Below are 13334 nucleotides of genomic sequence, written 5' to 3'. Positions count from 1 at the left end.
TTCACTGGAACGATGGCGGCCCAACAGATCTCGACAACCTGATCTTGTTGTGCGGTCATCATCATCGGACGATGCACCACACCGAATGGCGGGTCGAGATCGGCCCCGACCGAAAAACAGTGTTCTATCCACCGATGTCGATCGATCCGTTCCAGCGGCCGATCGGCGGGAACAGCCCACCGACAGCAGCCTGAACGGGCGCAACTGAATACGTACACACCGGGGCATAGCCATGCCCCGGTGTGTACGGCGTGTGCGGTCAGAGCATCGTCGAGATATGGTCCGGAAGCGCGACACCTGAGTCGAGATCCTCGGACGGGATCGGTTCACCGAAGTGCGTAGCTGCGGGAACTACTCCAGCCCAAACGGTTTCGACACCGATGTCGGCGGCATCGTCGCCGGGACCGCCGGTGCGGGCCTTGACGGAAGCCTCGTACAACGGCAGTGCAAGAACGATGGTTGCCGCCATTTCCTTGCGCGTGTGATCCCGCAAGTGTTGGGAACGTCCGGGAACCACCTGGTCGACGATCAGATTCAAAGCCTTCACTCGCTCGTCGCCGTCGGTCACGACTCGAGGTGATCCGACGATGACGCCGCTGCGGTAGTTCATCGAGTGGTGGAATCCCGACCGAGCCAACACGAGCCCGTCGAGGATCGTGATGGTGATGCAGATTTCGCTGTCCGGAGCCAAGCTTCGCGAGGCCACCGAACCGTGAACATAAATAGACCCGCCGCGGTCAGGGCCGTCGAGGTCGAACCCGTACGCGGTGGGAAACACCATGGGAACTCCGCCGACGGTCACACCCATGTGGCACAGCTTCGCGGACTGCAAGACGTCGACGAGTGCCGCGCGTTCTGCGACGCCGTGGTGGCGGGCGCGCTTGTGCGTCGTACGTGCTGTCGGGGACAGCGGAATAGGTGCAGTGGGGGCGGGAGCAGGGGCAGCAAAGACAACGGAATCTGTCATGCAGACAATGCTGGTGGCAAAGTGGCTTCAAGTCATGGTCCAATCAGTGGAGACTTCGATAGGCCACTTCGGGGAGGGTTCTGAATGTTTCTGCCTTCGGCGGTAGCCGTCGTCCTCGACCGGACAGATCGGCGGGCGCTCCCGGTCCAGATTGCCGACCACCTCAGAGCTGATATCCGCAGTGGTAAGGCGGCAGTGGGTCTGAGGTTACCCAGTTCCCGGAAGCTGGCGGCGGAGCTCGAGGTGGCGCGGGGCGTCGTGGAACGGGCGTATGAGCAGTTGATCGCCGAGGGTTGGCTTGTCGCTGTGCACGGCTCGGGCACCTTCGTTGCCGAGGTGCCCTCTCCCGTGGTCACTCCCACGACTACACCGAAGAAGACCGCCGACAAGATGTCGCCCAGGGTGCAGCTCCGGCCAGGCGTGCCGTGGACGCCGCCGCGTGCATCGGCAGCGTGGCGGCGGGCGTGGCGTGATGTCGGGTCCAAACCGCCACCATTCGAGGATCCCGATCCTGCGGGTGACTACGAATTGCGTTCGGCACTATCGGAATTGCTGGCAAGAGCCCGCGGAATGTCGGTTGAACCCGAGAGAATCCTGATCACCTCAGGTGCCACGCATGGTCTCGGCCTCGCCCTGTCGGCTCTGCGTACCCGTGGTGCTGTTCTGGCGATGGAAGATCCCGGATACCGGTATGCGTCCTCGGCCGCTACAGCCTGTGGATGGTCGCTGCTCGACGTGCCCGTCGACGCTCATGGTCTCTGTGTCGACCAACTCGAAACTGCGTCGGAGAGCGTCCGTGGCGTGTATGTGACACCGTCCCATCAGTATCCGACTGGTGGGCTGCTTCCGGTAGGTCGGCGCAACCAGTTGATCGAGTTCGCCCGCGTCCGCGACGTCGTCCTGTTCGAGGACGACTACGACTCCGAATTCCGTTACGACGTAGCGCCTTTGCCTGCGCTTGCCCAGTTGGCTCCTGATCGGGTGGTGTATCTCGGAACAGTTGCCAAGACGCTCGGCGCCGGAATTCGATTGGGCTGGTTGGTGGCTCCCCTCGACCTGGTCGACCGCATAGCAGTACACCGCAAGCGAATCGGCGACTTCCCGTCGGTTCCGCTGCAGCAAGCACTCCTGTCCCTGCTCCGTGACGGCGAATGGGATCGAGCGGTGCGTACCGCCCGGCGCAGGTACCGGGAGCGTGATCGGGCGGTCGAGGAAGCGCTGTCATCGTTCGGTGAACTGCGGGGTCTCGGCGCCGGCATGCACACGACGCTCATGCTCGACGCGGATCTGGCAGCGACCGTCGCTCGCGAGGCGCTCCTGCACGGCGTCGAAGTGCCCACCCTGGTCGAGTCCACCCGAACGCACGGAGACCCCGGCGGATTGGTCATCGGCTACGGACGGGTGGAATCCGCGGACCTCGAATATGCGCTCGAGGTGATAGCCGAGTGCCTCGCACGTCACAGCGCGTGAAGTCTCGTTGATCGGGAGTGCGGCAACGGATGGGCGTGATCCAGTTCTAGCGTCTGCTCGTGACGATCCGAAGCCAGACCTTTCCGCACCTGCTCGCACCAGGCACCATCGGCCCGATGACCGTGCCCAATCGCGTGGTTCTCCCTGCGATGGACATGAACCTGTGTGAAGACGGGGAAATCGAAAAGGGCGACATCGACCACTTCGTGGCGCGTGCAGCTGGTGGAACGGGTCTGATCATCACCGGTTGCTGCGCTGTTGCGTATCCGCTGGGCTGCACCAGCCGCAAGGAACCGGGGCTTTCGGAAGACCGGTTCATCCCCGGTCTCAAGGCGTTGGCCGACGCAGTCCACGACGCAGGCAGCAAGCTCTGTGTGCAGATGACACACCACGGCAAGGTGGCGCGCATCGATACCCTCGACGGCCGACCGCAGTTGGTCCCGTCCACGCCGAAGCCGCCGGGTGACATGAGCGCGATGGCCGATTGCACGCCAGAAGAACTGGGCAAGATGGCTGCCATCAACGAGGGCAAGAGGGCTACGTACCACGAGGCAACCAAGGAAGATCTTGATTGGCTGGTTCGCATGTTCGCCGAGGCTGCCGGACGGGTGAAGGCGGCGGGCGGCGACGCCGTCGAGATTCACTGTGCCCACAACTACGTCCTCGGAGCGTTCCTGAGTCGGTACACGAATCAGCGCAGCGACGAGTACGGAGGTTCCATGGAGAACCGTGCTCGCCTCGCTTGTGAGGTCATTCGGGCGGTCAAGGAGGAGGTCGGTGGTGCGCTTGCCGTCATCGTGCGTCTGGCCGGTCAAGAGTACGGCGAAACCGACGGGCTGACGGTCGACGAGGCTGCTGCGGCCGCGAAGATGTTCGAAGAGGCCGGAGCTGACGCCATTCATGTCACCGGTACCGCGCTGAATGCTTTTGCCAACTTCACCGACGGACCACTGCCCGACAAGGTCGGCTACTACACCGACAATGCAACGCGAATCAAGCAGGCGATATCGATCCCCGTGATCACGGTCGGACGTATGCTCCCCGAGGTTGGCGAGAAGATGATCGCGGAAGGTCGCACGGACTTCGCCGCAATGGGCCGTCAGCTCCTGGCCGATCCACAGTTGGTGAACAAACTCAAAGACGGTGTACCCGAGCGGGTTCGGCCTTGCATCAATTGCTACGTCTGCGTGCAGGAGAACTTCTGGGACGAGACCCCGCTGTGCGCGGTGAACCCTGCCCTGGGCAACGAAGCGCTTCTCCCCTTCGTTCGGACCAGCACTCCGAAACACATTGTTGTGGTCGGAGCGGGCCCCGGTGGTCTCGAAACGGCTCGCGTGGCCGCTGAACGTGGGCACCGAGTCACGGTGTTGGACAAATCCGATCGCCTCGGCGGCACCCTGTGGTTCTCGAGCCTCACTACCCCGGACAACGGGCGTCTGCTCAGCTGGTTGAAAGTGGAAATCGAGCGTCTCGGTGTCGATGTTCGACTGAAGACCGAAGCCTCGGTTGCCTCGATCCGGGCACTGAACCCCGACGCCGTAGTCGTGGCCACCGGTGCGGTTCGTGAGCGGCCTAGCGTTCCGGGCGGTGATCTCCCGCACGTGCACACCGGTGATTCGTTGCGCGCGTTGATGACCGGAGCGGGAGACGTCTCACAGGTACCGCCGTTCCTGCGGACGATGGCCAAGTTGGGCAAGCTGTCCGGTATCACCAAGAGCCCCGCGGCGATCCGAGCTGTGACCCGCAAGTTCCTGCCCATGGGTAAGGACGTTGTCGTGATCGGTGGTTCGCTTGTCGGACTCGAGCTCGCGGAGTTCCTGGCCGAGCGAGGTCGCAATGTGACGCTGATCGAAGAAGGCCAGCAGTTGGGCATTCCGATGGCGATGCCGCGCCGCTGGACGGCGGTGCGGCACGCCAAGCATGTCGGCGTGAACATTCACCGCAATTCAACGGTGCAGCGAATCACCAAGGAGCACGTCGAATTCCGTTCCGGTGACAAGACACTGACCGCTCCGGCCGACATGGTTGTCGTCGCCTCGGGAGTGTCGGCGCAGGCGCCACTGGCCGACGCTCTGATCGGCGTCGTCTCCGACGTGCACGTGGTCGGTGACGCGGTGAACGTCGACTACATCGAGGGCGCGATGCACACGGCGTGGAAAGTCGCGATGGATCTGTAGTTCAGCGTCAGGTAACGCTTTGTGCCGCAACGATGTCCGGCCACCAGCGGGCCGCGACATCGGGGTGCGCACGTAGTCGACTCTTGAGGGCATTCGCCCCGTAGGAATCGTGGATCGGGTTGTTCGCGTCCACGGTGACGCCGGTGGCGCGCGCCGCCAGCTCGGGCGGTAGGTCGAACTCCGGGATCTGCGCTGCGTAGTTCGGGTTGAAGAAGAACGGCACCGAGATACGTTCACCGTCGCCCTCGGGTGAAACTACCCGGTGCACAGTCGCTTTCAAGTAGCCGCCGGTAGCGACCTCGAGAAGTTCGCCGATGTTGACCACCAGCGCCCCGTCGATCGGCGGGGCGTCGATCCAGTCGCCGTCGTGCTCGACCTGCAGACCACCCTTGCCCGGTTCGACATAGAGCAGAGTCAGCACACCCGCGTCCTTGTGCCCGCCGACGCCCTGGGAGCCGGCACCTTTCGGGCGGCCCGGGTAACGCACCACCTTGATGAGGATCGACGGATCGTGAGCGAACGCGTCGTCGAAGATGGTCGCATCCTGGCCCAGGGCTACCGCCCATTCGCGTAAGAGGCTCAGTGCGATCGAGGTGAGCGTGTCGTTCCACTCGGTGATGACGTCGCGAAGTTCGGGAAGGGCGTCGGGCCACTGGTTGGGGCCCTGCAGAATCTCCCAGGCCGGTGAGGTGTCGGTGCGCTCGGCCGCGGGCTGTTCGGCCCCGATGTCGATCTGCTCGCGCCAGTCCTGCTTGCCTTCGGTCAGTTCGCCGCCGAGCCGGGTGTACCCACGGAAGTGCGGGCTGCGGACGTTCTCGATCGCGAGCTTCTCGGCAGTCGGCAGCGCGAAGAACTCGCGGGCGACGGCGAGGAGGCGGCGCTGCAGTTCGTCGGGAATTCCGTGGCCGACCAGGTAGAAGAATCCGACCTCGTGGGTGGCCTCGCGGAGCTGAGTGCGGAACTGCTCGGCGGTGTCGGGGTTCTGCGCAAGCGACAGATCGAGCACTGGCAGCGACGTAATCGACATGGGGTCCTCGATCCGTGTGATGGTTCTGATGTCCATCATTCCACGCTGAGCGGCACCCGGACCCGCACGGCAATTCGGCAGCCGCAGGCGTGATTACCCGCGCGGATGCGGAAACACCCTGCGGATAACAGAATCGGGGCCTTGCGCCGTTGGCGCAAGACCCCGAATCAGTGTGAGTCGAATTAAGCTTCGTCGGCTCCGATGATGAACGCTTCGAGCTCGATGCGAGCCTTGTCGTCGGCCATCTGGACCGGCGGGGACTTCATCAGGTAAGCGGAAGCCGGGTAAACCGGTCCACCGATGCCGCGGTCCTTGGCGATCTTGGCTGCACGGACGGCGTCGATGATGATGCCGGCAGAGTTGGGCGAATCCCAGACCTCGAGCTTGTACTCCAGGTTCAGGGGAGCGTCACCGAAGGCGCGGCCTTCGAGGCGGACGTATGCCCACTTGCGGTCGTCGAGCCACTCCACGTAGTCCGAGGGACCGATGTGGACGTTGCGGTCGTGAACCTTGCCGGCAAGTGCGCCGGTCAGGTTGGACGTCACGGCCTGGGTCTTGGAAACCTTCTTGGACTCCAGGCGATCACGCTCGAGCATGTTCTTGAAGTCCATGTTTCCACCGACGTTGAGCTGGTAGGTGCGGTCCAGCACGACGCCGCGGTCTTCGAACAGCTTCGCCATCACGCGGTGGGTGATGGTGGCGCCGACCTGGCTCTTGATGTCGTCACCGACGATCGGGACGCCGGCGTCCTTGAACTTGGCAGCCCACTCCGGGTCGGAAGCGATGAAGACGGGCAGAGCGTTGACGAATGCCACGCCTGCGTCGATCGCGCACTGTGCGTAGAACTTGTCAGCGTCGTCTGAACCGACGGGCAGGTAGGAGACGAGGACGTCGACCTGAGCGTCCTTGAGTGCCTTGACGACGTCGACGGGCTCGGCGTCGGACAGCTCGATGGTCTCGGCGTAGTACTTGCCGATGCCGTCGAGGGTCGGGCCACGCTGAACGGGAACGTCCAGGGGCGGGACGTCGGCGATCTTGATGGTGTTGTTCTCGCTCGCGAGGATCGCCTCGGAGAGGTCGAAGCCGACCTTCTTGGCGTCGACGTCGAACGCAGCGACGAACTGCACGTCGCGGACGTGGTACTTACCGAACTTGACGTGCATGAGGCCGGGGACCGTCTGGGTCTCGTCGGCATCCTTGTAGTAGTGGACGCCCTGAACCAGGGACGAGGCGCAGTTACCCACGCCCACAATGGCTACGCGCACCGCGGTGCTGTTCTCACCCATGGTCGGGTTCTCCTTCTTTCCGGGATGTTCCTGTTGTCGATTGCTCGGCTGCGATCAATTCGTTGAGCCAACGCACTTCGCGTTCACTCGATTCGAGTCCGAGCTGATGGAGCTGACGGGTATAGCGGTCCAGCGATCCGCTGGCCCGACCGACGGCCTCGCGGAGCCCCTCACGGCGCTCCTCGACCTGACGTCGCCTGCCTTCGAGGATCCGCATCCGCGCTTCTGCGGGGGTGCGGCTGAAGAAGGCGAGGTGAACGCCGAAACCGTCGTCGGTGTAGTTCTGCGGCCCGGTGTCGGCGACCAGTTCGGTGAACCGTTGCCGACCTTCCGGAGTGAGCTGGTAGACGCGACGCGCCCGACGCTTGAGCGTGCCGGTGGCAGTGTCGACGTCTTCTGAGATCAATCCGTCGGCTTGCATGCGCCGCAGTGCCGGGTACAGCGATCCGTACGAGAACGCGCGGAATGCGCCGAGCAGACCAGTGAGCCGCTTACGCAGCTCGTATCCGTGCATCGGTGACTCGAGGAGCAGCCCGAGGATTGCGAGTTCGAGCAACTGACAAACCTCCCGAGTCGTTGAACCTAACCGCTTGATGCGATAACCAACTATATCGCGCCGATATATAAAACCACACCGCGGCCCGATACGTGTACCAAGGTGTCACGGCTAGATCAGGGGGTGAACGGGTAAATCGACATGATTTCGCCATCGAGGGCAGCGGTCAGGTACCCGCTCTCGTCGAGGTCGTTGCCGACGTGAATTTCGATGGTCGGCACGGTTTCGGAGCTCTCGATCATGAGGTACCGCGTGGTCGGATTCTGCACGGAGGTGGTGGTTCCGGCGCCGTCGAGCAGGGCGATCACGATGCGAGGATCGAGCTGTCTGACGTCGATCTGTGTCACGTCGGGTTCGCGTGATCCTCCTGAAGTCGTGTCCTCGAGGTCGCCTCGGTAGTAGCTGTCCAGGCTCTTGCGCGGCGCGGCAGGATCGGCGCGCGTTATGCGTGCATAAGTGGGATAGATGGTCATCTCGTCGACCAGTCCGCTGCCGTACTCCGTTTCGATGGCATGGAACATCGCCCCCAGGCCGTCGACGGTGTGTAACTGTGGCTCGGGGCTCGAGAAGATCGTGACGTCGGACGCGGCGTATTTGATTCCGAAACCGATAGCCGAGACCAGTGACAGAGCGATGATCACAACGGCGATCCAACGCGTGTCCAGCGAAGGTTCTTTCCGGAGAACGGGTAGGGACGCCTCGGTCTGCAGATCGAACGTCAATTCTTCGAGATCGCCGAGAGTAACTGCAACCGCGGCGAGTTCGGTCAATTCGTCGTGCTCGGCCGCGGTGAGTTGCCCGTCGGCGAAGGCGGAGTCCAGCACTGCGCAGGTGGCCTCGCGGTCGGCGTCGCGAGCACGGGTGGTCCGGGTCAGATCGTTTGGCATGTCCGAGGCCTATCGAGGAGTGAAGGGAGACAAGCGGATCGGGCGGCCATCCGGGGTCAGCTCCATCGAACCGCTCGCGCCGAGTTCGTTGTCCACGTAGATGGAAATACGTGGATCTTGGCCCGACGAACTCATGCTGATGTGTGAGACCTTGGCGTCGGGGACGTTGAGATTGGCGGACGCTCCGGCCAGGTATCCGGCGAGTTTGTCGATGTCGACCGAGGCGAGGTCGAAGGTAGTCGTGCTGGCCGCCCGGGATGTGGAGCTCTCGCTTGGTGTGAAACCTCCACGAAAGTCGATGTCCTCCTCCAGATTCGGCGAGACAGCGGCGGCGCGAGTGACGCTTGCATGGCCGTCGTAGAAGTTGGCGGAATCGATCAGCGTCGTGCCGTACTTGGCGCTGTATCTGGTGATGAATTCCCCGATCCCGCTTGCAGTGACCGTGTTCAGCGTCGAACTCACAATGGGGGCAAGCGGTCCGACAGGTTCGGCTGCAGCCGGTGGAGGCGGTGGGGGTGAATCGTCGGCGGACAAGGTGAGGTACCCGATCAGGCCGGCGAAGATAGTCGATGCGGCTGCGAGGTACCAGATCTTGTCGATACGACGAACTTTGGCGACGGCGTTGCGCAGCGTTGCTTTCTGCAGATCGCGGACCAGCAGATCGAGCTGGCCGAGGGTGGTCGCGGTCATGGCCGCAGCCGTTCGGTTCGCATGCTCGTCGACCGTGATCTGTCCGTCGGACAGAGCCGTATCGAGAACGGCGCAGGTATCGGAACGGTCGACGTCGCGCGCACGGGTGCGCGTAGAGGTAGTAGTCGGGGACCCACTCACCGGCTCACCCTAGCTCCCGTACGGGTAGGAACGAGAGATCTCGCCCCACGGCGTGACCTCGATGCGTCCTTGGTGGCCGAGTCCGTTCTCTGCATAGATCGCGATCTCCGGGACGCCGTAGTTCGCGTCCACGATCAAGTGGGTGATCGCGGCGTCCGAAACATTGACATAGTCGCCGATGTTCACCATGTACGGCGCGAGCTTGTCGATCTGGATGGAACCGAGGTCGAAGGTCGGCTGGCCAGTTCGCCGCGGAGTGGACGTCACTTCCCTCTCGAAGCCGTCGCGAAAACTGATGGACTCGGTGAGAGCGGGAGCATCGGGGACCGCCCGGCTCACTGCGGAGTAGTCGCCGTGGAAGCTGGCGTCGTCTACGAACATGTCGCCGTACTCGTCGCGATACCTCTCGATGAATGCGCCGATTCCTTCCGGCGTCAACGTGTCGATGTGTGCGATCAGGATCGGTTCGACGGTCGGCTCCGGCACCGGGGTGGTGGTCGGCAACGGCGGAGCGAGGGAAGTAGTGCTGGCATAACTGGCTGTGATGTCTTCCGAGGGCGTCAACGGTGACCGACTCCACGCCACTGCGGCGACCGCGCCGACGACGATCAGAGCAGCAGCACCGACGAACACGGCCTTTCGTGCCGTCGACGTCCGAGGCACCGTTTTGGTCTCGATCTTCGGCACCTGCAGATCGTTGACCAGGCGTGCGAGTGCGAGCAGGGTCTTCGCGGACTTCGCCTTCTCGGTCCGGTCGAAGTAGTCCTCCGCGCTCAACTGCCCTTCGGCGTACGCGGCGTCCAACACATTGCACGTTTCGACGCGATCAAGATCACGAGCGCGCGTCATCGGAGAACGAGAAGACTTCACAGGAAGTGATCGTAATGGCTGGTCGCCATGCCCCCAGCCCCCGAAATGTGTTCATCGTGACCCTCCCGAACCGTCCGTCGCGGCACGGACGCACGTACGCTGGTCAGGTGCGGATACAGCGGCAAGTTGTGGACTACGCGCTCGCGCGTCGGTCTGTGCTGGCCGAAGTGTCTGCGGGTCGGACCGACGTCAAGCAGGTGTGTGACGCCGATCCGTACCTACTCAGAGCCGCGAAGTTCCACGGCCGGGGCAGCGACGTCGTCTGCCCCATTTGCCGCAAGGAACAGTTGACGCTCGTGTCCTGGGTGTTCGGCGACAAGCTCGGTCAGGTTTCGGGATCGGCCCGAACCTCGGACGAGCTCGCTCGGCTTGCGGAAACAGCAGAGGAGTTCACGGTGCACGTTGTAGAGGTGTGCCGTACCTGCAGTTGGAACCACTTGGTGCAGTCCTATGTGCTCGGCGCAGTACCTGCGCCGCCGCGACCGCGGCGAGCACGCCCACCAAGCCGGCGCACCGCCAGCGAGTAACGCCACACCCGAAGAAGGGCCCGATCGAAGTCTGCACGTGATCGGTCCGTGACCACTGGAGATTTGATTCGTGAGTTCCCCCAGCAACAACAACCCGGGCGGCAACAACCCGGGTGGCCGTCCCGTCGGTCCCAACCGTCCCGCCGGACCTCCTCAGGGTCGTCCGCCGCAGGGACGTCCCATGGGCCCACCACCGCAGGGACGCCCTCCGATGGGTCCGCCCCCTCAGGGTCGTCCGCCGCAAGGTCGTCCGATGGGACCCCCGCCCCAGGGTCGTCCGCCGCAAGCCCGACCTTCGGGCCCGCCTCCTCAGGGTCGCCCCGCCGGTCCCCCGCCTCAGGGCCGTCCGCCGCAAGGCCGGCCTTCGGGCCCGCCGCCTCAGGGTCGCGCCTCCGGCGCTCAGGCAAACGAACCGACCCAGCGCGTCGCGGCAGCAGCAGCGACCACCCGTAGCAACGCGGGCACCCGCCCGCCGGTCGGACCTCCACCGACGAAGCCGCCGACAGGTGGCTCCGGTGGCGGTGGCAATGACGGACAACCCCCGAAGGGAAGAAAGAGCACCGTGAAGAAGAAGTCCAAGTGGCGCACAGTTCGCCGCTCGGCCTACGTCTTGGTGGCGCTCGGTCTTGTTCTGCCCGTCCTTGCCTTCATGGCCGCGTACATCGTGCAGGACGTCCCCAAGCCCGGTGACCAAAAGACCAATCAGGTGGCGACGGTCTTCGCCGCCGACGGAAGCACCGTGATCGCTACCGTCGTCCCGCCGGACGAAGGTAACCGCGTCGAGGTCTCGCTCGATCAGGTACCGATGCACGTTCGTAACGCCGTTCTGGCCGCAGAGGACCGCGATTTCTACTCGAACCCGGGCTTCTCGATCTCCGGTTTCGCGCGCGCAGCCCGTGACAACGTCCTCGGTCGCGACAGTGCCGGTGGTGGATCGACCATCACTCAGCAGTACGTGAAGACCGCGCTCGTCGGCTCGGAGCGTTCGCTGACGCGAAAGATGAAGGAACTCGTTCTCTCCTCGAAGATGGCCAACGAGTGGTCCAAGGACGACATTCTTGCCGCATACCTGAACACCATCTACTTCGGTCGTGGTGCGTACGGTATCGAGGCCGCGTCCAAGGCTTACTTCGGTAAGCCCGTCGACCAGCTGTCCATCGAAGAAGGCGCCGTCCTGGCGTCGTCGATCCAGCTTCCGTCGCTCCTCGATCCCGAGACCAACCCGACCGGTGCCAAGTCCCGTTGGAACTACGTGCTCGACGGCATGGTGTCTGCAGGCACGCTGGATCAGGCCGCGCGCACGCCGATGCAGTACCCCGCCTACATCCCGCTCGCCCAGGTCGACAACAGCAGCCAGGGCTCGACCGGACCCGAAGGCCTGATCAAGCGTCAGGTGCTCAAGGAGATCGGCGACGCTGGAATCAGCGAGCAGTTGCTCAACACCGAGGGCTTGCAGATCACCACGACCATCGACCCGCAGGCTCAGGCCGCAGCGGTCGAGGCAGCCCGTTCCAATATGGAGGGCGAGCCGGAGAACCTGCGTACCGCAGTTGTCTCGGTCGATCCGAAGACCGGAGCCGTCAAGGCGTACTACGGCGGTGAGGACGGCGCGGGATACGACTTCGCGAATGCCGGACTTCAGACCGGTTCCTCGTTCAAGGTGTTCGGCCTCGCAGCCGCCCTGGATCAGGGAATCCCGCTCTCGCAGATGTACGACAGCTCACCGCTGACCGTCAACGGCATCTCCATCGGCAACGTCGAAGGTGAAAGCTGCGGCACCTGCACCATCGCAGAGGCGCTCAAGCGTTCGCTGAACACCAGCTTCTACCGTCAGATGCTCAGCCTCGACGGCAACGGCCCGCAGGAAATCGCGGACATCGCTCACAAGGCAGGCATCCCGAAGGACATCCCGGGTGTCGGCCCGTCGCTCACCGAGGCCGACGGTTCCGGCCCCAACAACGGCATCGTGCTCGGCCAGTACCAGGCCCGCGTGCTCGACATGGCGTCGTCGTACGCGACACTCGCCGCGTCCGGTACGTATCACGCACCGCACTTCGTGCAGAAGGTCGTCGCGGCCGACGGCACCGTGCTGCTGGACCGCGGCGCGCCCGCCGGTGAAGACCGCATCGACGCTGCCGTGGCGGACAACGTGACGGCTGCGATGCAGCCGATCGCGGCGTACTCGCGCGGTCACAACCTGGCCGGCGGACGTCTGTCGGCGTCGAAGACAGGTACTGCGCAGCTCGGTGACACCGGAGCCAACAAGGACGCGTGGATGGTCGGCTACACGCCGTCGCTTTCGACCGCGGTCTGGGTCGGAACTCCCGACGGTGAAGCGATCACCAATTCCGGTGGAGCGATGATCTACGGCTCGGGTCTGCCTTCGGACATCTGGAAGGACACGATGGACGGCGCCCTCGAGGGCACCGACAACGAGAAGTTCCCGACGCCGGGCAAGATCAACGGTCAAGCCGGTGGTGTTCCGGAGTACACGGCTCCCGCACCGCCCAAGACGTCGGCGCCGCCGACCACCGCACCGACGACGACGGAAACCACTCCGCCGCCCGTGGTGACAACGACGCAGGTCGAGGTTCTGCCGGGCATCACGATCCCGATTCCGGGCATCTCCCGGCCGACGACAACCACGCCACAGGTACCGGGGGCAGGCGAGACCACCGAGGAAGAACCGGCAGGTGTGAGCCCCGGCCAGTAGTTGGAGGGTGGTCGGTTCGAAAG

General features: G+C 63.9%; 12 protein-coding genes. 5 read left to right on the top strand and 7 right to left on the bottom strand.

The window, feature by feature from the left end; all coding sequences use genetic code 11:
- On the top strand, nucleotides 1-194 hold a 194-nt coding region (locus ACYP01_RS16850), incomplete at its 5' end, for an HNH endonuclease signature motif containing protein (RefSeq protein ID WP_459681317.1).
- A 65-nt stretch (nucleotides 195-259) separates the two neighbouring features.
- Here the strand turns inward: ACYP01_RS16850 and ACYP01_RS16845 are convergent.
- Entirely contained in the window at nucleotides 260-967 is a 708-nt protein-coding gene (locus ACYP01_RS16845; protein WP_069145284.1) for a pyridoxamine 5'-phosphate oxidase family protein, read from the bottom strand.
- Nucleotides 968-1051: 84 nt separating this feature from the next.
- Between ACYP01_RS16845 and pdxR the strand changes: the two genes are divergently transcribed.
- Nucleotides 1052-2437: a MocR-like pyridoxine biosynthesis transcription factor PdxR gene (pdxR, locus tag ACYP01_RS16840; RefSeq protein WP_459681314.1), complete on the top strand. Its 1386-nt coding sequence runs from the start codon at nucleotides 1052-1054 to the stop codon at nucleotides 2435-2437.
- A 59-nt stretch (nucleotides 2438-2496) separates the two neighbouring features.
- On the top strand, nucleotides 2497-4614 hold the full coding sequence (locus ACYP01_RS16835; RefSeq protein WP_459681312.1) for an oxidoreductase: 2118 nt from the start codon (nucleotides 2497-2499) through the stop codon (nucleotides 4612-4614).
- Nucleotides 4615-4621: 7 nt separating this feature from the next.
- Here ACYP01_RS16835 and ACYP01_RS16830 read toward each other — a convergent pair whose 3' ends face one another.
- The 6 genes from ACYP01_RS16830 to ACYP01_RS16805 form a co-directional block, all read right to left on the bottom strand.
- Nucleotides 4622-5680, bottom strand: a complete 1059-nt coding sequence (locus ACYP01_RS16830; RefSeq protein ID WP_459681309.1) for an isopenicillin N synthase family dioxygenase — start codon at nucleotides 5678-5680, stop codon at nucleotides 4622-4624.
- 143 nt (nucleotides 5681-5823) lie between these two features.
- Nucleotides 5824-6927, bottom strand: coding sequence for an inositol-3-phosphate synthase (locus ACYP01_RS16825; RefSeq protein WP_003945979.1), 1104 nt, complete (start codon nucleotides 6925-6927; stop codon nucleotides 5824-5826).
- The gene (locus ACYP01_RS16820) at nucleotides 6920-7483 is read right to left on the bottom strand and encodes a PadR family transcriptional regulator (protein ID WP_003946014.1); all 564 of its coding nucleotides are present in this window, start codon (nucleotides 7481-7483) and stop codon (nucleotides 6920-6922) included. The genes ACYP01_RS16825 and ACYP01_RS16820 overlap by 8 nt, the downstream gene beginning before the upstream one ends.
- Before the next feature lie 116 nt (nucleotides 7484-7599).
- Complete coding sequence (locus tag ACYP01_RS16815; RefSeq protein WP_064689044.1) at nucleotides 7600-8370, bottom strand: DUF1707 SHOCT-like domain-containing protein; 771 nt, start codon at nucleotides 8368-8370, stop codon at nucleotides 7600-7602.
- Nucleotides 8371-8379: 9 nt separating this feature from the next.
- The gene (locus ACYP01_RS16810) at nucleotides 8380-9201 is read right to left on the bottom strand and encodes a DUF1707 SHOCT-like domain-containing protein (protein WP_075834979.1); all 822 of its coding nucleotides are present in this window, start codon (nucleotides 9199-9201) and stop codon (nucleotides 8380-8382) included.
- A gap of 9 nt (nucleotides 9202-9210) precedes the next feature.
- Nucleotides 9211-10050, bottom strand: coding sequence for a DUF1707 SHOCT-like domain-containing protein (locus tag ACYP01_RS16805; protein ID WP_459681303.1), 840 nt, complete (start codon nucleotides 10048-10050; stop codon nucleotides 9211-9213).
- 128 nt (nucleotides 10051-10178) lie between these two features.
- Here ACYP01_RS16805 and ACYP01_RS16800 point away from each other — a divergent pair, with 128 nt between their 5' ends.
- Nucleotides 10179-10598 (top strand): DUF5318 family protein, encoded by a 420-nt coding sequence (locus tag ACYP01_RS16800; RefSeq protein WP_042448217.1) that lies wholly within the window; start codon nucleotides 10179-10181, stop codon nucleotides 10596-10598.
- 562 nt (nucleotides 10599-11160) lie between these two features.
- Complete coding sequence (locus ACYP01_RS16795; protein WP_387388450.1) at nucleotides 11161-13311, top strand: transglycosylase domain-containing protein; 2151 nt, start codon at nucleotides 11161-11163, stop codon at nucleotides 13309-13311.
- Nucleotides 13312-13334: the final 23 nt, after the last annotated feature.

It is taken from the genome of Rhodococcus sp. no. 34, assembly GCF_054589475.1.
The sequence above is the reverse complement of the archived record's forward strand: the minus strand, read 5'-3'. Positions and strand labels throughout refer to the sequence as shown.